The sequence below is a fragment of the Geodermatophilus maliterrae genome, assembly GCF_041018925.1.
Lineage (GTDB): Bacteria > Actinomycetota > Actinomycetes > Mycobacteriales > Geodermatophilaceae > Geodermatophilus > Geodermatophilus maliterrae.
Genome location: NZ_JBFNXQ010000013.1, coordinates 1 through 22,819, shown reverse-complemented (window position 1 = coordinate 22,819; position 22,819 = coordinate 1). Strand labels below are relative to the sequence as shown.

Sequence of the window (22,819 nt, the reverse complement as noted above, 5' to 3'; positions counted from 1 at the left end):
GTGGACCGGTGGGGCCGGTGGGACGGCCGGGCCGCTGTCGCCGGCGGACCGTGATCGCTAGCGTGTGCCCGCCCACGTCGCTGCTGCTCAGGAGGCCCCGTGCCCGACGCCCTGCTCCCCGGGATCACCGCCACGCGGGTGTCCACCGCGCGGCTCACCCAGAACGTGGTGCACCCGGAGGGCACCGAGCCGGCCGGTCCCGGCGAGGCGGTGCTGTTCGTGCACGGCAACGTGAGCTCCTCGCTGTTCTGGCAGCCCACGCTGCTGGCGGTGCACGGGACCGGGCGGCGCCGGGTGCTCGCCGTCGACCTGCGCGGCTACGGCGACACCGACCCGCTGCCGGTCGACGCCCGCCGCGGGGTGCGCGACTGGTCCGACGACCTCGGCGCGCTGCTCGACGCGCTCGGCCTCGACCGGGTGCACCTGGTCGGCTGGAGCATGGGCGCCGGCGTCGTCCTGCAGCGGCTGCTCGACGACCCCGCCCGCGTGGCGTCGGTGACGCTGGTGGCCCCGGTGTCGCCCTACGGCTTCGGCGGCACCGCCGGGACGGAGGGCCGCCGGCTGGCCGAGGACGGCGCGGGATCCGGCGGGGGCGCGGCCAACCCGGAGTTCGTCGCGGCGCTGGCGGCCGGCGACACCTCCGACGCCGCGCCCACCAGCCCGCGGTCGATCCTGCGCGCCTTCTACGTGGCGCCCGGGTCGCTGCCGCTGGACCCCGCGCTGGAGGACGTCTTCGTCGCCGCGATGCTCTCGACCCGCACCGGTGAGGACCACTACCCCGGCGACAGCGCGCCCAGCGCCACCTGGCCGGGGACGGCGCCCGGGTCGCGCGGGGTGCTCAACACCATGGCGCCGACCGTCTTCGACGTCTCCGGGGTCGTGGACCTGCCGGCCAAGCCGCCGGTGCTGTGGATCCGCGGTGACGCCGACGCGGTCGTCTCCGACACCTCGGCCTTCGACCTGGCGTTCCTCGGGCAGCTCGGGGCGGTGCCCGGCTGGCCGGGGGAGGAGACCTGCCCGCCGCAGCCGATGGTCACCCAGACCCGCGCGGTGCTCGACCGCTACGCCGCGACCGGCGGCGCCTACCGCGAGGTGGCCCTGCCCGGGGTCGGGCACTCACCGCACGTCGAGCGGCCGCAGGAGTTCGTCGACGCCCTGCTCGACCATCTCGACGCCCCCGCGGTGCAGCCCGCGAACCTGGCCTGAGGCCGCGTCAGGCGTTCGCGTGCAGGGCGGTGTTGAGCGCGCCCCACTGACCGGAGCGGGGCAGCGCCTCGAGCGCACCCGAGACGCTGTTGCGGCGGAACAGCAGCCCGTCGCGCCCGGACAGCTCGCGGCCCTTGACCACCGAGCCGTCGGGCAGCGTGATCCGCGACCCGGCGGTGACGTAGCAGCCGGCCTCGACGACGCAGTCGTCGCCGAGCGAGATGCCGATGCCCGAGTTGGCGCCGAGCAGGCAGCCGGTGCCGATGGAGACGACCTCCTTGCCACCGCCCGACAGCGTGCCCATGATCGACGCGCTCCCGCCGATGTCGCTGTCGGCACCGACGACGACGCCCGCGCTGATCCGGCCCTCGACCATCGAGGGACCCAGCGTGCCGGCGTTGTAGTTGACGAAGCCCTCGTGCATGACCGTCGTCCCCTCGGCCAGGTGGGCGCCCAGCCGCACCCGGTCGGCGTCGGCGACGCGCACGCCCGAGGGGAGCACGTAGTCGACCATCCGCGGGAACTTGTCCACCGACAGCACGGTCAGGTGCCCCCGCGTCGCCCGCAGCGCCGCCCGCCGTGCGGGGGTGAGCTCGGCGGCCAGGACCGGCCCGGCGCTGGTCCAGGCCACGTTGGCCAGCAGGCCGAAGACGCCGTCGAGGTTCACCTCGTGCGGCCGGACCAGCCGGTGGGAGAGCAGGTGCAGCCGCAGGTAGACGTCGTGCGCGTCGACCGGCGGGGCGTCGAGGTCGGCGATCACCGTCCGGACGCCGACGACCTCCACGCCCCTCACCTCGTCGCTGCGCACCAGGCCGGAGAACTCGTGGCCCAGCTCGCCGCCCAGCTCCAGCGTGCCGAGCTGGTGGGTACCGGCCGGCCCGCCGGCGCCGAGCGCGGGGGAGGGGTACCAGGTGTCGAGCACGGTCCCGGAGGCGGTGACGGTCGAGAGACCGGTGGCGACGGCGGAGCGGGCGGCGGGGTCGGTCACGGGGGTCGACGCTACCCAGCCTGGCGCGGTGGCACGGCCGCGGCCTCGTCCCGAGGCTCGCCGCCGGCCCTCCTGCATGGTCCCGCCGTGAGCTCGCGAACGCCGAGGGGCAGGAGGGTCCTTCCACGGTGAGGAGGACGAGGTCCTCCCACCGTAGGCTCGGGCACCGTGAGCCACCCGCCCGAACTCGATCTCTCCGCCGACGTCCTCGCGGTCACCCGGGTCCTGGTGGACACCCCGTCGGTGTCGGGGGACGAGCGGGCGCTGGCCGACGCGGTCGAGACGGCGCTGCGTTCCCTCGGCGGGCTGGAGGTCGAGCGGGTCGGCGACACGGTCCTCGCCCGCACGAGCCTCGGTCGCGACACCCGCGTCGTCCTGGCCGGGCACCTCGACACCGTGCCGATCGCCGACAACGTGCCCAGCCGGCTGGAGGACGGGCGGCTGTACGGCTGCGGCACCAGCGACATGAAGTCCGGCGACGGGGTCATGCTGCGGCTGGCCGGGCGCTTCGGCGTCCCCGGTGCCCAGCCCGCGCACGACCTGACCTTCGTCCTCTACGACAACGAGGAGGTCGAGGCGGTCCGGAGCGGCCTCGGCCGGGTGGCCCGCGAGCGGCGGGGGTGGCTCTACGGCGACCTCGCCGTCCTGCTCGAGCCCACCGACGGCGAGATCGAGGCCGGGTGCCAGGGCACGCTGCGGGCCCGCCTGGAGACGAGGGGCCGCCGGGCGCACAGCGCGCGCAGCTGGCTCGGGGTCAACGCCGTCCACGGGCTGGCCGGGGCGCTGGCCGCGCTGGCCGCCTACGAGGCGCGCGAGGTGGAGATCGACGGCTGCCGCTACCGCGAGGGCCTCAACGCGGTCGGCATCTCCGGCGGCGTGGCCGGCAACGTGATCCCGGACGAGGCCGCGCTGACGGTCAACTTCCGCTACGCGCCCGACCGGGACGAGGACGCCGCCGAGGCGCACGTGCGCGAGGTCTTCGCCGAGGTGATCGCCGCCGGGGCCACCCTCACCGTCACCGACAACGCCGGCGGTGCGCTGCCGGGCCTGTCCGAGCCCGCCGCCGCGGCGTTCGTCGCCGCCGTCGGCAGGCCCGCGCGGGCCAAGCTCGGCTGGACCGACGTGGCCCGCTTCGCCGCGCTCGGCATCCCGGCGGTCAACTACGGCCCCGGCGACCCGCAGCTCGCGCACACCCGCGAGGAGCACGTCCTGGTCGAGCGCCTGCAGCCGGCCGAGGACGCCCTGACCGCCTACCTGGCGACGCCCACCGCCTGAGGAGCAGTGCATGACGACCATCCCCCCGCCCGCCGACGGCCGGAACCCCCGCCCGACGCGCCACCGCGGTCCGGTGGTGCTGCGCGGCGGCGAGCCGGGCCCGCAGACGGCCGGGACGACGACCGACCAGCGGCTGCTCGACCGCCGCGGGCCCACCGACTGGGTGCACACCGACCCGTGGCGGGTGCTGCGCATCCAGTCGGAGTTCGTCGAGGGCTTCGGCCTGCTCGCCGAGCTGCCGCGGGCGGTCAGCGTCTTCGGCAGTGCCCGCACGAAGCCCGACCACCCCTACTACGAGGCGGGTGTGCGGATCGGCGCGGCGCTCGCCCGCGCGGGCTACGCGGTCATCACCGGCGGCGGGCCGGGTGCGATGGAGGCGGCCAACCGGGGCGCCTCCGAGGCCGGCGGGCTGTCGGTGGGCCTGGGCATCGAGCTGCCGTTCGAGCAGGAGCTCAACGAGTGGGTCGACGTCGGCATCAGCTTCCGCTACTTCTTCGTCCGCAAGACGATGTTCGTGAAGTACGCGCAGGCCTTCGTCATCCTCCCCGGCGGCTTCGGCACGCTCGACGAGCTGTTCGAGGCGCTGACCCTGGTGCAGACCCGCAAGGTCACCCGCTTCCCCGTCGTCCTGGTCGGCACCGCGTACTGGTCGGGCCTGGTGGAGTGGATCCGCGGCGCGCTGCTCGAGTCCGGGACGATCAGCCCCGGCGACCTGGACCTGTTCACCGTCACCGACGACGTCGAGGAGGTGCTGGCCCACATCCGGGCGGCCGAGGCGGCCGGGACGCCGGGTGACAACGGCGGGGGCATGCGGTCGCCGCTGTCCGGGCCGGTCGAGCCGGTCGAGGGCTGAGGGGGCCCGGTGCTGTCCTTCCTCGTCGGGCTGGCCGCGGTCGCCGTCGTCGGGGCGCTGCTGTTCCTCGGCGGCTCGGTGCTGCTCGGCCGCGGGGAGACCCAGCCGCCGGCCGACCTCGACCGCTCCCCGGTGGAGCTGCCCGACGACCGGCCGGTCACCGGCGAGGACGTGCGCGCCCTGCGGATCTCGGTGGCCGTGCGCGGCTACCGCATGACCGAGGTGGACTGGCTGCTCGAGCAGCTGGCCCAGACGATCGAGGAGCGCGACGAGACCATCGCCGCGCTGCGCGCCGCGCACGACCACCCGGCGCGGGCCGCCGACGCCGACACCGACCCGGGGCTCACCCTGCCGGCCGGTCGCACGCAGGACGAGCAGGCCGCTCCCGCGGCCGGGGACGGAGCGGGCCACGATGCCTGAGCTGGTCGAGCGGGTCACGGTCGAGGCGCCGCCGGAACGCGTGTGGGCGGCGCTCACCGACTGGCCGTCCCAGGGAGCCTGGATGCTGGCCACCGACGTCGAGACCGTCAGCGGGCCCGCACAGGGCGTCGGCGGCCGGCTGGCCGCCCGCACCGGCGTCCCGCTGCCGTGGCGGCGCGGGCGGCACCTCGGCGTCCTCGACACCATGGTCGTCACCGAGTGGGACCCGCCCCGGCGCGTGGTCGTGCAGCACACCGGCCGGATCGTGCGCGGCCCCGGCATCTTCGAGGTGCGGCCCTCGGGCGAGCACACCGAGTTCGTCTGGACCGAGCGGCTCCACCTGCCCTTCGGGCTGCTCGGCACCCTGGGCTGGCCGCTGGCCAGGCCGTTCGTCGTCGTCGGGGTGCGGCTCTCGCTGCGCCGGTTCGCCCGCTTCGCCCGCGCGTATCCCGGCTGAGCCGGGTACCCCCGGTCCGTTCCCGGATCGGGACGTCCCCCTGTCACGGATCCGGGCCGCCCACCGGGTCTCCTGACCAGGGGGACGGACGAGGCGGAGGGCGATGAGCGCGGACCGGGACTTCACGGCGTTCGTGGTCGCCCACGAGGCGGCGCTGCTGCGGACCGCCTACCTGCTCACCGGCGACCGCGGGCACGCCGAGGACCTCGTGCAGACCGCGCTCGCCCGGGCCCACCGGCACTGGGCCCGCGTCCAGCGGGCCGACGTGCCGGTCGCCTACGTGCGCCGGCTGCTGCTCAACTGCCACCTGAGCTGGCGACGGCGGCTGTGGCACGGCGAGCAGGTCCTCGAGACGCTGCCCGAGCGGCCCGGCGGGGACTGGCAGGACGCCTACGCCCTCGCCGACGAGCTGCGCCGGGCCCTCGCCCTGCTGTCGCCGCGGGCCCGCGCGGTCCTCGTCCTGCGCTTCTACGAGGACCTCACCGAGACCGAGACCGCCCGCGTGCTCGGCTGCTCGACCAGCACCGTCCGCACCCACACCGCCCGCGGCCTGTCCGCCGTACGCCGGGCGCTGGATCCCGAACCCACCCCGCTGACCGACCGGAGGCCGTCGTGACCGACTCCGACCTCGACGTCCGCGACGCCCTGCAGCGGCTGGCCGCCGGGGCCGGCCGGCCGCGCGGGGAGGACACCGCCGCGGCCGCGATCGCGCTGTCCCGGCGGCAGCGGCGCAGCCGTGCCGCGTGGGCCGGCGGGCTGCTTGCCGCGGCCGTGCTCGCCGGAGCCGTGCCGGCGCTGCTGCCCGACGCCGGACCCGCGGCGGGTGAGGCCGCGACCGGGAGCACCGGGCAGGCGGAGGACGCCGGGGCGGGCCTGTACGACCTCCCCGCCCGCGGCTCGCTGGCCGGCGACGGCGACTTCGTCGCCGGGGTGGCCGCGCTCGAGTGGTCGGCGCCGCTGGGCGTCGAGGGCGCGGTGCTGAGCCCGCCGGCGTCGACCCGGCGGGTGCTCTTCGCCGGCGACCTGCCCGGCGGACGGCGCTGGGCGCTGGTCATGGGCGAGGACCGGGGCCAGCTCCTGTACGCCTGGTTCGGTGGCCCGGCCGGCGCGGCCCCGGCCGAGCTCGCGCTCCTGGCGCCTCCCGAGCGGGGCGGGCAGGACCAGCCGATGGCCCTGCTCGACACCGCCGGCCCCGCGCCGGTGCTGGTGGTCGTGAGCCGCCCCGGTGACACCGCCCGGTACTCGCCGGGCTCGGTGCCCGTGGACGGCGGGGACGTCGAGCGGGCGTGGACCGACCTGACCGGGGCCGACGGCGTCCTCGTCGCCGAGGTGCCCGCGCCGGTGTACCTCGGTGTGGCGGCGGTCGACGTCCGCCGGGACGGGGCGACGCGGGCCACGGTGCGGCCCGTGCCGCTGACGGACGCCTCGGCGCCGCCGCCGGTCGACCCCCGCGCCACCGTGGCCGCCGTGCTCGCCACCACCGACCCGGAGGTGCGCGAGCGCCTGGCCGCATGCCTGCTGCCGCAGGGCTTCGTCCTCACCGTCCGCCCCGACGGCGGGTACGAGTACGGCTACCCGGTGGTCGAGGGCGGGGCCGGCGACGAGGAGGTGGCGGTCGCGCACGCCGCCTACGACGCCGTGCTCGCCGCCTGCGCCCAGCAGGTGACCGGCGGGCCGGAGGTCCCGGACTGAGGCGCCGGACCGCTACGCGGGCCGGGCCGCCGCCCGCACGGCGTCCCGGCTGACGTACCAGCGGCGCCACAGCAGCGCGGCGGTGACCAGGGTCAGCACGGTGCCGCCGTCGTACATCAGCCGCGCGCCGGCCTCGGCGCCGACCGTGCCCGCCGGCGGGTACGCGTAGAGCGCCTTCGCCAGGACGTCGTGGGCGGCCGCGCCGCCGGCCAGCGCGACGGCGCGCACGGCCACCGGGCGGCGGTGCGGCGCGGGGTCGACGGCCAGCACGGAGGCGGTGGCGAGGTACCCGCCGACCAGCAGGTGCGCCCACACCAGGGCGGTCAGCGCCGGACGTCCGGCGAGGGCGGTGTGCAGGCCGGTGCCGTAGAGCAGCCACAGCCCCGCGGCGTTGAGCGGGACGGCGACCAGCGGGTCGGCCAGCCGGCGCGCCGGCGGGGTGCGCAGCAGCCGGGACAGCCGGCGGGCGCCTGCCGGGGGCAGTGCGCGCAGCGCCAGGGTGACCGGGGCGGCGAGCACCAGCAGCAGCGGCGCGACCATGCCCAGCAGCAGGTGCCCGGCCATGTGCGCACGCAGGTCGTGGTGGGCCTGCGCCGGGCCCGCGACGGCGACCCCCGCGGCGGCCAGGGCGAGCAGCCACGCCGCCGTGCGGGCCAGCGGCCAGGGGCTGCGGCAGCGCCAGGTGGCGGCGACGTACCCGGTGCCCGCGGCCAGCAGGACGCCGAGCGCGGCCGCCGTCACGTCGCGGGGACCGGCCGGGCCCGGGCGCGCAGGAGCAGGGCGACCCCGGCGGCCAGCAGCAGCACGCCGGGCACGATCCAGCCGACGTCGTAGCCGGTGAGGTCGACGCCGTAGCGGACCTGGTGCAGCCGCAGCAGCTTGTGGTGCACGAGGCCGTCCCACACCTGGAAGGCGCCCACCCCGGTGAGGACGGCGCCCCACCACAGCACGGGGACGAACCGGCCGCGGCGCCGCGAGTCGGCCAGCAGCGCCATGCCCGCCACGGCCGCGGAGAAGGTGCCGGCGTGCAGCAGGCCGTCGGAGACCAGCCCGGCCGCGCCGCTGGCCCGGTCGTAGAAGTGGTGCCAGTGCAGCAGCTGGTGGAACACGATCTCGTCGACCGCTCCCGCCGTGCCCAGGCCCAGCAGCAGGCCGGAGACCAGCAGCCGCCGCCGGGCCGGGGGGCGCGCGTGTGCCTCGGCCACCGGGGAGTCCTCCCGTCGTCGCTGTCCCCGGTCGCTGCCCGTCGACGTCGGGTCGGAAACCGGTCAGCGGCGGCCGGCGGCGACGAAGGCCAGCGCCTCGCGGGCCAGGGGCAGGTCGCCCGCGGCGTGGTCGCCGAGGGCGACCCACTCGCGCATCGGCTGTCCCCGGCCGTTGGGGAAGGGGCTGCCCGCGCCGTCGACTACCATCGCGACGACCGCCCCGCCGACCTCCAGCGCCGTGGAGCCGAACCGGCATCCACCGGGCTGCGGCGGCGTGACGCCCGGCTCGCCGGCGAGGGCGTCGACCAGGGTGGCGAGGCGGTAGTCGGCGGTCACGGCGAGGAGTGCAGCGGAGCCGGTCCGCTCTCCGCAGGACCCTCCGCCCGCCCGGCCCGCGGGGTCCTAGCGGTCCGCGGCGAGGCGGACGCCGAAGGCCAGCAGGGCACAGCCGGTGAACGCGTCGAGGGCACGGCGGACCGGGCGGCGGGCGAGCACCCGCCGCGCCCGGTGCAGGACCGCGACCAGCAGGAGCAGGTACCCGAGCCCGACCACCGCGTGGGTGAGCGCGTAGGCCAGGAGCACGGGGACGGCGGTGCCCGGCCCGAGGAACTGCGGCAGCACGGCGAGGTAGAACGCCAGCACCTTCGGGTTGGTGATGTTGGAGAGGAAGCCCTGACGCAGGCCGGCCCGGGCACGCGGTCCCGCCGTCGTCCCGCCGTCGTCGTCGTCGCCGTCGCCGTCGCCGTCGCCGTCGCCGTCGAGGGCGGGGTAGCTGCCGCGGACCGCGGACCGGAACGCCTGCACCGCCAGGAACCCGAGGTAGGCGACCCCGAGCCAGCGGATGGCCTCGAACAGCGGCTCGACGCGGACGACCACCGCCGCCAGCCCGGTCGCGGCCGCCGTCCCCTGGAGGACGTTGGACACGGTGATGCCGACGGCGCTCCAGGCGCCGCGACCGCGCCCGCCGGCCAGGGTGTTGCGGACGACCACGGCGAAGTCGGGTCCGGGGACGAGCACCAGGACGACGGCGAGGACGACGAACGTCCCGTAGCCCGCCCCGTCCACGCCGGTCACGCTAGCCGCCGGCGACCTCCGGCAGCGTCAGGAGCTCGCTGGGCCGGCGCTCCCACTCGTCGAACGGGACGTCGCCCAGGCCGGCGAACAGCGTGGCGCTCCCGGCCTGCAGCGTCTCGGCCGACGACCACACCGAGATGGCGATGACCTGCATCGCGTCCCGGTCGAGGAACGCGCCGATCTCCTCGAGGCCGTCCAGCCCCTCCGCGGCGGCGGTGAGCCGCCGCATGGCGGCGAGCAGGTCGTCGAGGTGCTCGGGGTGCGGGTGGTGGACGACGTGGAGCAGGACGCGGGGCACGAGACCTCCTGGTGGCGGGCGGGATCGCGGGCGCGGCGCCAGGGTGGCCGACGGGCCGGACGCCGGGGCCGTCAGGATGGCCGGGTGCGCGAGCGGGACGGAGGCGGCCGGTGAGCCGTCGCGGATGGGTGCTGTTCCTGGCGATGTCGGTGATCTGGGGCGTGCCCTACCTGCTCATCAAGGTCGCCGTCGAGGAGACCTCGCCGGTGGTCGTCGTCTTCACCCGCTGCGTCGTCGGGGCGGCGCTGCTGCTGCCGTGGACGCTCGCCCGCGGCCAGGTGCGCCCGGCGCTGCGGCACTGGCGGGCGCTGCTGCTGTTCACGGTGCTGGAGATGACCGGGCCGTGGATGCTGCTCTCCTACGCCGAGGACACGCTGTCCAGCTCGCTCACCGGGCTGCTCGTGGCCTCGGTGCCCTTCGTCGCCGCGCTGGCCGCCCGGCTGGTGGGGGACGAGGAGCGGCTGACGCGGGTGCGGCTGGCCGGCATGGGGCTCGGCGTGGTCGGCATCGTGGCGCTGCTCGGGTTCGACGTCGAGGGTGTCGCGCTGCTGCCGGTGCTGGCGGTCGTGCTCGTCGTCATCGGGTACGGCACCGCGCCGCTGGTGGCCAGCCGCGCGCTGGCCGACGTCCCCGGCGTGGCGGTGAGCGCGATCGCGCTGGTGGTCACCGCGCTGGTGTACGCGCCGTTCGCGCTGCCGCGGATCGGCCAGGTGACCGCGGCGCCGGTGCGGGCGCAGGCGTCGCTGGCCGCTCTGGGCGTCGTGTGCACCGCGCTGGCACTGGTGCTGTTCTTCGCGCTCATCCGCGAGGTCGGCCCGCAGCGGGCGCTGGTGATCACCTTCGTCAACCCGGCCGTCGCGGTGCTCGCGGGCGTGCTGCTGCTCGACGAGCCCTTCACCCTGGGCCTGGCCGTGGGGCTGCCCCTGGTGCTGCTCGGCTGCGTGCTGGCGACGCGGCGCAACGCCCCGGCCCCCGCTGTCGTGGACACCGCCATCCCCTGACCCCGCCGCCCGTCCGCGGGAGGCGGGGTGTTCCGGGACGGGACCGGACTCAACATCGCGCCGCGCCGGCCGACTCCTCTCGCGGCACCCCGCCCGACCGGTGCCGAGCGGAGGCGACGGTGGCCCGGCACGAGGACGACGGACCCGGCGGACGGCGACGGCGACGTCCGCGCCCGTGGGCTGTCCGCCTGCTGGCCGGGGTGGTCCTCGGCGTCGTCGCGCTGACCGGCGCCGGCTCCGGCCCGGTCGCGCCGGGCCCGGACCTCGCGCCGGCGAGCTTCGCCGACCCCGTGCCGCCGACCGGGGTCTCCGCCGTGGGCTCCGACCGCACGCTCACCGTGTCCTGGACGGCGTCGACCGAGGGCTTCGTCTCCGGCTACGACGTCTTCCTCGACGACGTCCTCAGGGCCAGCCCCACCGGCACCAGCGCGGTCGTCACCGGTCTGACGAACGGCCACCCGTACCAGGTCACCGTCCGCACGAAGACGTCGTTCCTCGGGTCCTCCGGCGTCGGCACCACCGGGAGCACCCCGGTGACGGGCACCCCGCGCGACTCCGTCGCCCCCGCCGCCCCCACCGGGGTCGTCGCGACCGCCGGCGACCTGCGGGTGGTGGTCACGTGGACGCCGAACAGCGCCGACGCGGACGCCGACGGCTACCGCGTGCTGCGCGACGGCGTCCCGGTGACGGGGCTGCTCGCCGGACGAGCCACGGCTTCCTGGACCGACACCGCGGTGGTCGCCGACCGGACCTACGGCTACACGGTGCAGACGCACGACACCTCGGGCAACCGGTCGGCGAGCTCCGCCCCCGTGGCCTCCGCCCGGCCGTTCGACCTGACGCCGCCGGGGACGCCGACCGGCCTCACCGCCGTCCCCGGCGACGGGCGGGTGGACCTGTCCTGGACGGCGAACCCCGAGCCCGACGTCGCCGTCTACGTCGTGCTGCGCGATGAGGTGGAGGTGGCCCGGGTGGGCGGGACGACGTGGAGCGACACCGGCGTGGTCGACGACACCACCTACGGCTACCGGCTGGTCGCGGTGGACGGGCACGGCAACGCGTCGGATCCCAGCGACCCCGAGGTCACGGCGCGGCCCACGGACACGACCGCGCCGACGACCCCGACCGGGCTGGAGGCGACCCCCGGGGACGGGCAGGTCGACCTCGCGTGGGCGCCGAACCCCGAGCCCGACGTCGCCGTCTACGTCGTGCTGCGCGATGAGGTGGAGGTGGCCCGGGTGGGCGGGACGACGTGGAGCGACACCGGCGTCGTCGACGACACCACCTACGCCTACCGGCTGGTCGCGGTGGACGGGCACGGCAACGCGTCGGACCCCAGCGACCCCGCGGTGCCGGCCACCCCGACTCCCGACCGCGCACCCGCCGCACCCACGGGTGTCACCGCGGTCGCCGGGGACGGCCGGGCCACGGTGCGGTGGGACGCCGTCCCGGAGCCCGACGTCACCGGGTACCGCGTGCTCGCCGAGGACGGCGGCGTCCTCGCCACGGTCGCCGCACCGGTCACGCAGGCGACCGTGCCCGGGCTGGTCAACGGCACCGAGCACCGCCTCCGGGTGGTGGCCGTCGACGCCGCCGGGCAGGTCTCGGCGCCCTCCGCCGAGGTCGCCGTCGTCCCGGTGGCCGCGCGGGTGCCCGCGGAGGGCGCCGGGCAGAGCGGCGGGGTCGCCGCCGGCGCGGACGGCCGGTTCGTCGTCATCGGCACGTCGGCCCGCTGGGAGGCGGCCGACACGAACACCGCCTACGAGCTGTACCTGCTCGACCGGTCCGCCGGCACAGCACGGCGCATCGCGCCGCTGCCGGCGTCGGCCACGGGCAGCGGCGACCCGACCAACGCCGCGGCGCCGGCGGTCAGCGACGACGGCCGCTTCGTCGCCCTCGCCACGTCCGCGGCGCTGGTCACGAGCGACACCAACCGCCTCCCCGACGTCTACCGGCTCGACACCCGCACCGGCACCTGGGAGCTGGTCAGCGTGCCGGCGGGCGGCCGGGTGCACGCCTCGGTCGCGGGCACCGTCCTGCAGGGCGGCGCGGCCGTGCACGCGACGAGCCCGACGGTGGTCGCCTCCGGCGACGGCGACCTGGTGCTCTTCTACTCGGCCCGCCCCGACCTGGTGCCCGGTGACACCAACGGTGCCGTCGACGTGTTCGCCAAGCGCGTGTCGACCGGCGCGGTCACCCGGGTCTCGACCTCGACGGCCGGCGGGGAGCTCGGGCGCACCGCCACCGGTCCCGCCCTCGCCGTCACCCCCGACGGCCGGTTCGCGCTCTTCCCGGCGGCCGCGACCAACGGCCCGGTCGTCCTGTACCGCAAGACGCTGTCGGGAGCGGGCGCCGGGCAGGCCGTCGTCGTCTCGTCGGTCGTCGCGGGCGGCCGGACGACGGAGTACGGCGTGTACCGCGACGCCGGGGACGTCGCCATCAGCGACGACGGCCGCTACGTCGCCCTCGTGACCGCCGCGAAGGTGACCACGCCGACGCCGACCGCCGCGTGGTCGACCGGCCTGGCGTACCGCGTGGACACCGCCACCGGCGCCGTCGTCGCGATGGGCAGTGGGCAGACGACGGTGTGGGAGCACCGGGTCGAGCTCGACCCGACCGGCCGGTACGGCTTCTACGCCACCGCCGCGGCCGCCCTGCCGGCCGACGGCAACGGCCACACCGACCACTACCGCCGCGACGTCGGCGGCGGTGGGCTGACCCTGGTCACCGCCGACGCCGGTGGCCGCGCGACGACCGGCCCCACCGGCGCGGTCACGGCTGCCGAGTACGGCCGGCTGACGGCCGTGGACGGCGACCGCGTGCTGGTGACGACGTCGCAGGCGCTGACGGCGACCGACACCAACCGGCTGCGCGACCTCTACGCCAAGGACCTCACCGACGGGACGGTGTCGGTGCCGCGCGGCTGACCCGGCGCCGGTCGCGCAGCACCGCGACGGCCGCCCCGACGAGCGCCGCGGGGCGGGGTCCGCGGTCGCGAGCCGGTCGTCGCCGCTCACGCCGGGCGCACCCGGGGCAGCCACTCGGTCCGCCTGACGCCCGGCCGGCTCGGCGCGACCAGCCACACCGGGTACCCGTGGCCGGGCGGGAGCGGCTGCCCGGCCAGCGCCAGCAGGGTCCGCGGGTCGGCGGCGTGCGGCCCGCCCGGGTCACCGGCAGGTCGGCGCGGCCGCGCCGAGCGCGGCGGCGACCTCGGCGACCACCCGGGCGGTGCGGGTGCCGGGCGCGCAGGCGTCGGCCACCGACAGCGCGTCGGGGAAGTGGTCGATGTCGGCCAGCTCCGGCAGGTCGAGCACGGTGAGCCCGGCGTCCTCGAGCGCCGCGTGGGTGCGCTCGCCGGTGTCCGCGCGCGACATGGGCACGTCCGGGAGCACACCGGCCGCGGCGGCGCAGTGCAGGCCGAGCGCCCACCAGCCCCCGTCGGGGGCGGTGCCGAGGACCGCCGTCCCCCGGTCGCCCGTCAGCAGCCGGTCCAGGCACGCGGCCAGCAGCGCCGGTGTCACCTGCGGGGTGTCCATGCCGATCAGCAGGGTGGGCAGGCTGCCGACGGGTCCCATCGCGTCGGCGAACGCGGCCGCCAGCCGGGTGCCGAGGTCGCCGTCGACCTGGGGGACGACCGTGCAGCCGGACAGGTCCAGGTCACCGGGCGCGCCGTCGAGGGCCACCACCCGGCGGGCCACCGGTGTGGCGCGGACCGCGTCGAGGGTGTCGGAGACCGCGGCTGCCGCGATCGCCGCGGCCTGGCCGGGCGTGCACGGCGGGGTGAGACGGGTCTTGCTGCGCCCGGGGACCGGGGCCCTGGTGACGACGAGCAGCTGGGCGGCGAGGGCGGCGCTCACCGCGTCAGCACCGCGCGCATGTCGCGGATCGTGCGGACGGTGCCCAGGACGGTCCCGGTGACCTTCGAGCGGGTGCCCCCGGCCCGGACGGCGTAGTCGACGTCGACCTCGCGGACCCGCCACCCGGCGTCGGCGGCGCTGGTGACCATCTCCAGCGGGTAGCCGAACCGGCGGTCGGTGAGCCCCAGCCCGAGCAGCGCCTCGCGCCGGCCCGCGCGCATGGGGCCGAGGTCGTGCAGCCGCAGGCCGGTGCGCCGGCGCAGCACCATCGACAGGGCGGTGTTGGCCACCCGGGCGTGCGGCGGCCACGCGGCGCGGGCGGTGGGCCGGCGGCGGCCGAGCACGAGATCGGCGTCCCCGGCGAGCACGGGGTCGGCCACCCGGGGCAGCTGGGCGGGGTCCATGGAGCCGTCGGCGTCGCAGAAGCAGACGACGTCGGCGGTGGCGGCCTCCAGGCCGGCGTGCGCGGCGGCGCCGAAGCCCCGCTGCGGCACGTGCACGACCGCGGCCCCGAGGTCGGCGGCGATCCGGGGCGAGCCGTCGGTGGAGCCGTTGTCGGCGACGATCGCGGTGTAGCCGGCCGGCAGCCGGCCGAGGACCCAGGGGAGTGCGCCGGCCTCGTCGAGGCAGGGCAGGACGACGTCGGGCACCTGCGGACCGTAGCCGTGGAGAGGGGGACACCGCCCGGCGTCCGTGGGAGGTGACCGGTCCGGACGGCCCGTTCCCGCTGCCGGGCGCGCGGTCCGCCCCCCGCCTAGCCTCGGCGCCGGTGAGCACCGTGCGCGCGGACCGGGACGCCCCGGCGTCGTCGGCCGACCGCGCCGTCCCCCCGTGGGTGCCCGGGTCCGCCGTCGTCCTGGCCGCGCTCGCCGTCCTCGGCGTCGGCCTCGTCGGCCACCGGCTGGCCGAGGGCGGCACGGTGCTGCACCTGCTCGGCGGGCACGTGCTGCGCGGCGGGTTCGACGTCGTCCTCACGCCGCGGGTGCTGCTGCCGGTCGCCGTGGCCGCCGCCGGCGTCCTCTGGGGGCCGGCACTGGCCGCCCGGCTGGGCTGGGGGGCGCTGCTCGCCGGGTCGGCCGGCGCCACGGCGCTGTGGGCGGTCGCGCTCGCGCTGTCCAGCGGCTGGGAACGGCTGCCCGAGCCGCTGGCCGGCCGCTTCGAGTACCCGGAGGACGTGCCCCGGGTCGGCGACCTCGGCACCTTCCTGCCGACCTTCACGCAGCACGTGCCCGCCGACTGCGCCGACCCGTGGACGACGCACGTCTCCGGTCACCCGCCCGGTGCGCTGCTGGCCTTCGTGCTGCTCGACCGCCTCGGGCTGCCGGGCCTCGGGTGGGCGGCCGCGCTGTGCGTCGCGGGCGGGGCGCTCGCGGTGCCCGCGGTCCTGGTGACCCTGCGGGCGGTCACCGGCGGCGAGACCGTGCCGCGGGTGGTGGCGCCGTTCGCCGTCCTCGCGCCCACGGCGCTGTGGGTGGCCACCAGCGCCGACGCGCTGTTCGCCGGCGTGTTCGCGTGGGGCGTGGCCCTGCTGGCGCTCGCGGCGGCGCGGACCCCGGGCCGGGGCGCCGACGCCCTCGCGGGGACCGGCGGGCTGGTGCTCGGGACGGCGCTGTTCCTCTCCTTCGGGCTGACCTCGCTGGGCCTGCTGGCGCTCACCGTCGTCCTCGTGCACGCCCGGCGGCTCGGACCCGTCCGCACCGTGCGGCTGCTGGCGGTCGCCGCGGCCGGGGTGCTCGCCGTCGTCGGGCTGTTCCAGGTCGGCGGGTACTCCTGGTTCGAGGGGCTGGTCGCGGCGGCCGAACGCACCCGGTCGGGCCCGTCCTACGCCGACCGGCCGCTGCCGTACTTCCTCGTCGCCAACCTCGCGGCCGCGGCCGTCGCCGTGGGGCCGGCCGCGGTGGCCGGGCTGGCCTGCCTGCGCCGCGGCCGGGTCGCGGCCGTCTGCGCCGCGGTGCTCGGCGCCGTGCTGGTCAGCGACCTCACCGGCCTGGTGCGCGGGGAGGTCGAGCGCATCTGGCTGCCGTTCACCGTGTGGCTGCTCGCCGCGACCGCGGCGCTGCCCGCCCGGCAGCGCCGCGGCTGGCTGGCCGCCTCCGCGGTCCTCGCGGTCGCGGTCGAGGTGGCCGTCCGCCTCGAGTGGTGACGTGGGGTGGTCCGCCTCGAGTGGTGGGTCAGCGCGGCGCCGGCCGGAGCGGTGCGGTGGCGAACTCGCGGACGCCGTCGGGGAGGTCCACCGCGGCCCGGAAGCCGAGCTCCGCGGCCGCCCGCGCCGGGCTGGCCACCACGTGCCGGACGTCGCCGAGCCGGTACTCGCCGGTGACCTCGGGCGCGGGTCCGCCCATCGCGCCGGCCAGCGCCCGGGCCATGTCGCCGACGGTGTGCGGCGTGCCCGACGCGACGTTGTAGGCCCGCAGCGCCGACTCCGGCGGGGTCGCCCCCAGCGCGGCGAGGTTGGCCGCGGCGACGTCGCGCACGTGCACGAAGTCGCGCTGCTGGCCGCCGTCCTCGAACACCCGCGGCGCGCGCCCGGCCTCCAGCGCGCTCCGGAAGACGGCCGCGACCCCGGCGTAGGGGGTGTCGCGCGGCATGTGCGGGCCGTAGACGTTGTGGTAGCGCAGCGAGACCGCGCCGCCGCCGGTCGCGCCGGCCCAGGCGGCCGCGAGGTGCTCCTGCGCGAGCTTCGTGGCGGCGTAGGCGTTGCGCGGGTCGGGCGGGGTGTCCTCGCCCACCTGCCCCCAGGCCAGCTGCCGGCCGCAGCGCGGGCAGGGCGGCTCGAACCGGCCGGCGTCGAGGTCGGCCCGGCGGCGCGGTGCGGCCGGCACGCGCCCGTGCTCGGGGCACTCGTAGCGGCCCTCGCCGTACACGACCATCGACCCGGCCAGCACCAGCCGGCCGATCCCGGCCGAGGCCATCGCGGCGAGCAGGACGGCGGTGCCGAGGTCGTTGATGCCGGCGTACGCGGGCATGTCCTGCACGTCGACGCCGAGGCCGACCATCGCCGCCTGGTGGCAGACGGCGTCGACGCCGTCCAGCGCCCGGTCGACGGCGCCGCGGTCGCGGACGTCGCCCACCACCAGCTCCACGCCCTCGGCCCGCGGCGGCCCGTCGGGGTAGGGCGGGTGGACGGCGGGCAGCAGCGCGTCGAGCACCCGCACCTCGTGGCCGGCGTCCCGGAAGGCGACGGCGACGTGCGAGCCGATGAAGCCCGCTCCGCCGGTGACCAGGACGCGCACGGACGGCGACGCTACGTCCCGTCCGCGGCGGCCGCCCGGCGACGTCGGTGCCCGCCGCTAGCGTCGGCACCGTGGATCCCGCCGGCCGCGTGCGCTGCGCCTGGGGCGACAGCGCCCCCGAGTACGTCCGCTACCACGACGAGGAGTGGGGCACGCCGCTGCACGGCGACGACGCCCTGTTCGAGCGGCTCTGCCTCGAGGCGTTCCAGTCGGGCCTGTCGTGGATCACCATCCTGCGCAAGCGGCCGGCGTTCCGCGCCGCCTTCGCGGGCTTCTCGATCGACGCGGTCGCGGAGTTCACCGCCGACGACGAGGCCCGGCTGCTGGCCGACGCCGGCATCGTCCGCAACCGCGCGAAGATCACCGCCGCCGTCCGCAACGCCCGCGCCGCCCAGCAGGTCCCGGAGGGCCTGTCGGAGCTGCTGTGGTCCTTCGCGCCGTCCGGGCCCCGCCCGCGGCCGGCCACGCTGGCCGACGTCCCGGCCACCAGTCCGGAGTCGGCGGCGATGGCGAAGGAGCTCAAGCGGCGCGGCTTCGCGTTCGTCGGACCGACCACCGCCTACGCGCTCATGCAGGCCACGGGCATGGTCGACGACCACGTGAGCACCTGCTTCCGGGCCACCCCCTAGGGGGCCCAGGTTGGTTCCCCGGCGGGGATACGGGATCATTGCTGCGGAGCTCACTGCACGAAGGACAGCCACACCGCACCTCCAGAGGGTCGCGGGTGGCCGGCGAAGGAGGCACGCATGGCGGCCATGAAGCCGCGCACGGGTGAAGGTCCCCTGGAGGTCACCAAGGAGGGGCGCGGCCTGGTCATGCGGGTGCCGCTCGAAGGCGGCGGTCGCCTGGTGGTCGAGCTGTCGCCCGACGAGGCCGCGGCGCTCTCCGAGGCCCTGAAGGGCGCGACCAGCTGAACGCCTCCGCGAGCCTGCCCTCGGGCAGCCCCGCGCAGGACGACGCGGCCCCGGCCGCCGGCGACACGCCGGCGACCGGGGCCGCCCCCTTGCCGCGGGTCGACCTGCTCACCACCCTGCCCCCGCTCGGGGAGGACGACGTCCTGGCCGTCCCGGTCGGCACCGGCGGCACGCTCCCCGCCTGGCTGACCTTCCCGGCGCCCGGCACCGACCCGCCGGTACCGGCCGAGCTGCTCGCCGGCGCCCTGCGCGACACCGGCAACACCGGCAAGACCGGTGCCGTCACCAACCTGCCCGTGCCCGGCCGCCGCCCGCGCAGCGTCGTCGCCGTCGGCCTGGGCGACGGGACCCTCCCGGACCTGCGGTCCTACGTCGCCACCGCCGTCCGCCGGGCGCAGACGCTCGCCGAGTCCGGGGCCACCCGGCTGGTGCTGCCCGTCGACGGCGAGGCCGCGCCCGCCGGCGCCGACGAGGTGCGCGCCGCCGTGGAGGCCGCGCTGCTGGCCGGCTACCGCTTCCGCGAGACCTCCACGCCGCACCCGGCGCGGCTGGCCACGGTCACCGTCGTCGCCACCGACGGCGCCGACCCGGCCGTGGGAGCCGCCGCCCGCGCCGGCGAGGTCACCGGCGCGGCCGTCGCCTGGGCGCGCGACCTGGTCAACACCCCGAGCAACACCAAGGACCCGGCGTGGCTGGCCGGGCAGGCCGTGCAGCGGCTGGCCGGGCTGCCGCACGTCACCGTCACCGTGCTCGGCCCCGAGGAGCTCGCCGACGGCGGCTTCGGCGGCGTGCTCGCCGTGGGCGGCGGCTCGGCGTCCCCGCCGCGGGTGGTCGTCGCCGCCTACCAGCCGCCCGGTGCCGGCCCGGCCCGGCCGGTGCTCGTGGGCAAGGGCATCACGTTCGACACCGGCGGCCTCTCGATCAAGCCCACCGCCGGCATGCGCGAGATGAAGACGGACATGGCCGGCGGGGCCGCGGTGCTCGCCGCCGTCGACGCCGCGGCCCGGCTCGAGCTCCCGGTCGCGGTGGCCGCCGTCGTCCCGGCCGCGGAGAACGCGGTGTCGGGGTCGTCGTACCGGCCCGCCGACGTCGTCCGGCACGTCGGCGGGCGCACCACCGAGGTGCAGAACACCGACGCGGAGGGCCGCATGGTGCTCGCCGACGGCCTGGCGTGGGCGCGACTGGAGCTGGGCGCCACGGTGCTGGTCGACGTGGCCACGCTGACCGGCGCGATGAAGGTCGCGCTCGGCACGCGGACGGCGGGGCTGTACGCCACCACCGACGGGCTGGCCACCGCGCTGTCCACCGCGGCCCTGCACGCCGGCGAGCGGCTGTGGCGGATGCCGCTGGCCGAGGAGTACGCCGACCTGCTCGACAGCGCCGTCGCCGACGCCAACAACGCCCCGGGCAACCCCGGCGGCACCACCGCCGCGCTGTTCCTGCGGCCCTTCGCCGGCGACCTGCCCTGGGCGCACCTGGACGTGGCCGGCCCGGCGCGGGCCGGCTCCGACGACGCCGAGGTGGTCAAGGGCGGTACCGGCTTCGGCGCCCGCACGCTGCTGCGCTGGCTGGAGGCCGGTGCACCGGTCGACCCGCCGCCCACCACCATCGACTGAGGAGCCCCGTGAGCAGCGACGACACCGGCGTCGTCTTCCCCGCCGGCCCCGACGGGCGGCGCAGCACCGCGGCGCTCGGGCGGGCGGTGGTGGCCGACGCGCTGCGCCCGGTCGACCCGGTCGGCGCCCGCGCGGCCGAGCAGGAGACCAACTGGCGGGCCGGGTACCTCGTGCACTTCCGCCGACTGGTCGAGGCGGGGCTGGCCTCCCCGGAGGCGGCGCTGACCGTCGCCGGCGCCGGGCTCGACGCCGTCTCCGGCCGGCTCCGGGTGGCCGGCGACGAGGGTGAGCGGCCCCTGGGCGCGCTGCTCACCGCACCCGCGGCGCGGTCGCTGGGGACGCGCGAGGTGTCCGGGCAGGCCGAGCCCGAGCGCGAGTTCACGCTGCCCTTCTCCGGCCGGCGGCTGCGCGGGGACGACCTGCTGCGGCGGCTGGACACCTGGGTCGAGGGCGGCGTCATGGAGCCCTCGGCGGCCGAGGCGGTGCGCACCGTGGTCGCGCACCCGGAGTGGCTGGCGCTGCCCGGGCGCACGGTGGCGGTGCTCGGTGCCGGGGCGGAGATGGGGCCGCTGACCGCGCTGCTGCGCTGGGGCGCCACCGTGGCCGGCGTCGACCTGCCGCGGCCGGACCTGTGGCGTCGGGTCCTCGACACCGCCCGCCGCGGCGCCGGCACGCTGCTGGTGCCGACCGGGGGCGACGCGGAGCTCCCTGCCGCCGCGGGGGCCGACCTGGTGCGCGAGGTGCCCGCCGTCAGCGACTGGCTGACCGGGCTGCCCGGCGAGCTGGTCCTCGGGAACTACGTCTACGCCGACGGCGCCACCAACGTGCGGGTGTCGGCCGCCGTCGACGCGCTCACCCAGCGCCTGCAGACCGCCCGGTCGCAGACGGCGCTGGCCTTCCTCGCCACCCCCACCGACGTCTTCGCCGTCCCGGGGGAGGCCGTCGCGCAGTCGGTGCGCAACTACGCGGGCCGGTCGCGGTTCGGCAAGCTGGTCGGCCGTCCGCTGCGGACCCTCTCGGCCGGGCGGCTGCTCCAGCGGGCCTACGTGCCCGGCGCCGACCCCGGCATCAGCGACGACCTGGTCGCCCAGCAGGGGCCGAACTACGCGCTGGCCAAGCGGCTGCAGCGGTGGCGGGCGACGGTGGCGCGGGCGGCCGGGACCACGGTGTCGATGAACGTGGCGCCGCCCACCCGCACCCGCTCGGTGGTGAAGAACCGCGCGCTGGCCGCCGCGTACGCCGGGGCGCACCGCTTCGGCGTCGAGGTGTTCGAGCCGGCGACGTCGAACGTGCTCATGGCCGCGCTGCTGGTGCACGACCTGCACACCGGCGGCGGGCCGCGGCACGAGCACCCGTGGCAGGACGAGGCGCACGCCGCCGTCCACGGCGGGCTGTGGCGCACGGCCTACGCCCCGCGCAGCGCGCTGGGGCTGGCCGCGGTGCTGGGCCTGGGGGCGGCGCGGGGCTGAGGCGTCCCGCGTCGGCGGCGTCGGTCAGCGGGTCGGGGTGGCGAACCAGCGGCCGTCGCGGGTCCACCGTTCGGTGAGGGACAGTCCGGCACCGGCGGCCGGGGTACCCACCCCGTCCCAGCCGACGTTGCCGTCGGCCAGGCGGATGGCTGCGACCCCGGCGTCCTGGGTGAGCCGGACGGCGGCCGGGGACACGTCGAGGCCCAGCGCCTGCCGGCCCGGTGGGTGAGCTCGGCGACCAGCCGGCCGGGGCCGCAGCCGACGTCGATGACCGTGCCGTGCGCCCGGTCCAGCAGGTCGCGGTCGACGGGGTCCACGGTGTCGCACCACCGGCCGACGTCCCCCGCGAGCCGATGCCGCCGGCCGTCCTCGTAGCGGGTCCAGCGGTCGCCGTTCCCGCTGCGGTCCTGCCCGCTGTCGTCCAGCGCGGCGGCGTGGACGTCGGCCGTGCGGGTGCGGACGCGGCCGTCCAGCGAGTCCACGACGGTGCCGCGCCCCGACCCTCCGGTCCACCGATCGGGGACGGGGAGGGAGTCACCCTGGTGTTCACGCCCGGCGGGCCCGCCGGTTCGTCCGGCGTTCCCGTTCACTCGCCGACGGCGCCGTCGACCGCCTCTCGCAGGAGGTCGGCGTGTCCGTTGTGCCGGGCGGTCTCCTCGAGCAGGTGCAGCAGCATCCACCGCAGGCTGAAGCGGTTGCCGTTGCGCAGCGACCCGGCCGACAGCGCGTCGAGGTCGCTGGTGGCCGCGACCACCTCCCGCGTGCGCCGGCAGGCCTCCTCGTAGCGGCGGCGCAGCTCGTCGGGCTCGAGGTCGACGGCGACGTGCCACTCCCGGTCCCGGTCGGCCGACCAGTCCATGCCCGGCCACGGGTCGGGCAGCGGCTGCCCCGAGAACTCCTCCACCGACCAGGACTCCTCGACGTGGGCCAGGTGGTACAGCAGCCCGGCGAGCGTCATCGACGACGGCGCGTGCTGCCGTGCCAGCTGTTCGCGGGTCAGCCCCTCCGTCTTCAGCAGCAGCGTCGCGCGCTGGTGGTCGAGGAAGCCGGTCAGCTGGGCGGTCTCGGAGGCGGACTCCGGCGGATCGGTGCGCACCGGCCGACCCTCGCACGCGGCGCTGACACGGGCGGGCCGGCTCGGGCGGCCGCGGGGTCACCGCGGTGAGCCGCCGCTGGGGCGCTGACCCGCCGCCGCGCCATCTGCAGTAGCGCCTCTTGCGCAAGAAGAGCGTGGTCAGGGGTGGGTTCACGGGTCCGGAAG

The 22,819-nt window shown here is 77.6% G+C and carries 26 protein-coding genes; 14 read left to right on the top strand and 12 right to left on the bottom strand.

Translation table 11 applies throughout. The features are described from left to right. Nucleotides 1-99: 99 nt before the first annotated feature. Entirely contained in the window at nucleotides 100-1,206 is a 1,107-nt protein-coding gene (locus tag ABQ292_RS06485; protein ID WP_369204442.1) for an alpha/beta fold hydrolase, read from the top strand. Between the two features lie 7 nt (nucleotides 1,207-1,213). On the opposite strand, the gene dapD is transcribed toward ABQ292_RS06485, so the two are convergent. Continuing rightward, nucleotides 1,214-2,194 (bottom strand): 2,3,4,5-tetrahydropyridine-2,6-dicarboxylate N-succinyltransferase, encoded by a 981-nt coding sequence (gene dapD, locus ABQ292_RS06480; protein ID WP_369204440.1) that lies wholly within the window; start codon nucleotides 2,192-2,194, stop codon nucleotides 1,214-1,216. Between the two features lie 168 nt (nucleotides 2,195-2,362). Here dapD and dapE point away from each other — a divergent pair, with 168 nt between their 5' ends. From dapE to ABQ292_RS06450, 6 genes are all read left to right on the top strand, one after another. Beyond that, nucleotides 2,363-3,469, top strand: coding sequence for a succinyl-diaminopimelate desuccinylase (gene dapE / locus ABQ292_RS06475; protein ID WP_369204438.1), 1,107 nt, complete (start codon nucleotides 2,363-2,365; stop codon nucleotides 3,467-3,469). A 10-nt stretch (nucleotides 3,470-3,479) separates the two neighbouring features. Then, the gene (locus tag ABQ292_RS06470) at nucleotides 3,480-4,322 is read left to right on the top strand and encodes an LOG family protein (RefSeq protein ID WP_369204436.1); all 843 of its coding nucleotides are present in this window, start codon (nucleotides 3,480-3,482) and stop codon (nucleotides 4,320-4,322) included. A 9-nt stretch (nucleotides 4,323-4,331) separates the two neighbouring features. Continuing rightward, entirely contained in the window at nucleotides 4,332-4,742 is a 411-nt protein-coding gene (locus tag ABQ292_RS06465; protein ID WP_369204434.1) for a DivIVA domain-containing protein, read from the top strand. Then, a complete protein-coding gene (locus ABQ292_RS06460) occupies nucleotides 4,735-5,199 on the top strand; it encodes an SRPBCC family protein (protein ID WP_369204432.1) in 465 nt (154 codons plus the stop codon). The genes ABQ292_RS06465 and ABQ292_RS06460 overlap by 8 nt, the downstream gene beginning before the upstream one ends. A gap of 103 nt (nucleotides 5,200-5,302) precedes the next feature. Continuing rightward, a complete protein-coding gene (locus ABQ292_RS06455; RefSeq protein ID WP_369204430.1) occupies nucleotides 5,303-5,815 on the top strand; it encodes a SigE family RNA polymerase sigma factor in 513 nt (170 codons plus the stop codon). Beyond that, complete coding sequence (locus ABQ292_RS06450; RefSeq protein WP_369204428.1) at nucleotides 5,812-6,891, top strand: hypothetical protein; 1,080 nt, start codon at nucleotides 5,812-5,814, stop codon at nucleotides 6,889-6,891. Before ABQ292_RS06455 ends, ABQ292_RS06450 begins: the two co-directional genes overlap by 4 nt. A gap of 12 nt (nucleotides 6,892-6,903) precedes the next feature. Here the strand turns inward: ABQ292_RS06450 and ABQ292_RS06445 are convergent, their stop codons facing one another. From ABQ292_RS06445 to ABQ292_RS06425, 5 genes are all read right to left on the bottom strand, one after another. After that, on the bottom strand, nucleotides 6,904-7,632 hold the full coding sequence (locus ABQ292_RS06445; protein WP_369204426.1) for a cytochrome c oxidase assembly protein: 729 nt from the start codon (nucleotides 7,630-7,632) through the stop codon (nucleotides 6,904-6,906). Beyond that, complete coding sequence (locus ABQ292_RS06440; RefSeq protein ID WP_369204424.1) at nucleotides 7,629-8,096, bottom strand: DUF2243 domain-containing protein; 468 nt, start codon at nucleotides 8,094-8,096, stop codon at nucleotides 7,629-7,631. Before ABQ292_RS06440 ends, ABQ292_RS06445 begins: the two co-directional genes overlap by 4 nt. 63 nt (nucleotides 8,097-8,159) lie before the next feature. Continuing rightward, nucleotides 8,160-8,432: a hypothetical protein gene (locus tag ABQ292_RS06435; RefSeq protein ID WP_369204422.1), complete on the bottom strand. Its 273-nt coding sequence runs from the start codon at nucleotides 8,430-8,432 to the stop codon at nucleotides 8,160-8,162. A gap of 66 nt (nucleotides 8,433-8,498) precedes the next feature. Then, nucleotides 8,499-9,161 (bottom strand): LysE family translocator, encoded by a 663-nt coding sequence (locus ABQ292_RS06430; protein ID WP_369204420.1) that lies wholly within the window; start codon nucleotides 9,159-9,161, stop codon nucleotides 8,499-8,501. 10 nt (nucleotides 9,162-9,171) lie between these two features. Then, nucleotides 9,172-9,468, bottom strand: coding sequence for a hypothetical protein (locus tag ABQ292_RS06425; RefSeq protein WP_369204418.1), 297 nt, complete (start codon nucleotides 9,466-9,468; stop codon nucleotides 9,172-9,174). Between the two features lie 110 nt (nucleotides 9,469-9,578). Here ABQ292_RS06425 and ABQ292_RS06420 point away from each other — a divergent pair, with 110 nt between their 5' ends. Then, the gene (locus ABQ292_RS06420) at nucleotides 9,579-10,469 is read left to right on the top strand and encodes a DMT family transporter (RefSeq protein WP_369204416.1); all 891 of its coding nucleotides are present in this window, start codon (nucleotides 9,579-9,581) and stop codon (nucleotides 10,467-10,469) included. Nucleotides 10,470-10,588: 119 nt separating this feature from the next. Next, nucleotides 10,589-13,396 carry a fibronectin type III domain-containing protein gene (locus ABQ292_RS06415; protein WP_369204414.1) on the top strand — a complete coding sequence of 936 codons (2,808 nt, stop codon included), beginning with the start codon at nucleotides 10,589-10,591 and terminating at the stop codon, nucleotides 13,394-13,396. Between the two features lie 86 nt (nucleotides 13,397-13,482). Here ABQ292_RS06415 and ABQ292_RS06410 read toward each other — a convergent pair whose 3' ends face one another. From ABQ292_RS06410 to ABQ292_RS06400, 3 genes are read right to left on the bottom strand one after another with little or no spacing between them, the layout of a single operon-like run. Beyond that, nucleotides 13,483-13,593 (bottom strand): molybdopterin-dependent oxidoreductase, encoded by a 111-nt coding sequence (locus ABQ292_RS06410; protein ID WP_369204552.1) that lies wholly within the window; start codon nucleotides 13,591-13,593, stop codon nucleotides 13,483-13,485. A gap of 43 nt (nucleotides 13,594-13,636) precedes the next feature. Then, nucleotides 13,637-14,326, bottom strand: a complete 690-nt coding sequence (locus tag ABQ292_RS06405; RefSeq protein WP_369204412.1) for a TIGR04282 family arsenosugar biosynthesis glycosyltransferase — start codon at nucleotides 14,324-14,326, stop codon at nucleotides 13,637-13,639. Next, nucleotides 14,323-14,976, bottom strand: a complete 654-nt coding sequence (locus ABQ292_RS06400; RefSeq protein WP_369204410.1) for a glycosyltransferase family 2 protein — start codon at nucleotides 14,974-14,976, stop codon at nucleotides 14,323-14,325. Before ABQ292_RS06400 ends, ABQ292_RS06405 begins: the two co-directional genes overlap by 4 nt. Before the next feature lie 119 nt (nucleotides 14,977-15,095). On the opposite strand from ABQ292_RS06400, the gene ABQ292_RS06395 reads away from it, so the two are divergent. Beyond that, nucleotides 15,096-16,469, top strand: a complete 1,374-nt coding sequence (locus tag ABQ292_RS06395; protein WP_369204408.1) for a hypothetical protein — start codon at nucleotides 15,096-15,098, stop codon at nucleotides 16,467-16,469. A gap of 28 nt (nucleotides 16,470-16,497) precedes the next feature. Here the strand turns inward: ABQ292_RS06395 and ABQ292_RS06390 are convergent, their stop codons facing one another. Next, entirely contained in the window at nucleotides 16,498-17,559 is a 1,062-nt protein-coding gene (locus ABQ292_RS06390) for an NAD-dependent epimerase/dehydratase family protein (protein ID WP_369204406.1), read from the bottom strand. 71 nt (nucleotides 17,560-17,630) lie between these two features. Between ABQ292_RS06390 and ABQ292_RS06385 the strand changes: the two genes are divergently transcribed. The 4 genes from ABQ292_RS06385 to ABQ292_RS06370 all read left to right on the top strand — a co-directional run bounded on the left by ABQ292_RS06385 (nucleotide 17,631) and on the right by ABQ292_RS06370 (nucleotide 21,558). Then, nucleotides 17,631-18,188: a DNA-3-methyladenine glycosylase I gene (locus tag ABQ292_RS06385; protein ID WP_369204404.1), complete on the top strand. Its 558-nt coding sequence runs from the start codon at nucleotides 17,631-17,633 to the stop codon at nucleotides 18,186-18,188. Nucleotides 18,189-18,305: 117 nt separating this feature from the next. Next, complete coding sequence (locus tag ABQ292_RS06380) at nucleotides 18,306-18,473, top strand: DUF3117 domain-containing protein (protein WP_012947303.1); 168 nt, start codon at nucleotides 18,306-18,308, stop codon at nucleotides 18,471-18,473. Nucleotides 18,474-18,562: 89 nt separating this feature from the next. Then, entirely contained in the window at nucleotides 18,563-20,089 is a 1,527-nt protein-coding gene (locus ABQ292_RS06375; protein ID WP_369204400.1) for a leucyl aminopeptidase family protein, read from the top strand. 8 nt (nucleotides 20,090-20,097) lie between these two features. Continuing rightward, nucleotides 20,098-21,558, top strand: a complete 1,461-nt coding sequence (locus ABQ292_RS06370) for a hypothetical protein (RefSeq protein ID WP_369204398.1) — start codon at nucleotides 20,098-20,100, stop codon at nucleotides 21,556-21,558. 24 nt (nucleotides 21,559-21,582) lie between these two features. Here the strand turns inward: ABQ292_RS06370 and ABQ292_RS06365 are convergent, their stop codons facing one another. After that, nucleotides 21,583-21,753 carry a hypothetical protein gene (locus ABQ292_RS06365; protein WP_369204396.1) on the bottom strand — a complete coding sequence of 57 codons (171 nt, stop codon included), beginning with the start codon at nucleotides 21,751-21,753 and terminating at the stop codon, nucleotides 21,583-21,585. Between the two features lie 391 nt (nucleotides 21,754-22,144). Next, nucleotides 22,145-22,654, bottom strand: a complete 510-nt coding sequence (locus ABQ292_RS06360; protein ID WP_369204394.1) for a DinB family protein — start codon at nucleotides 22,652-22,654, stop codon at nucleotides 22,145-22,147. Nucleotides 22,655-22,819 lie beyond the last annotated feature (165 nt).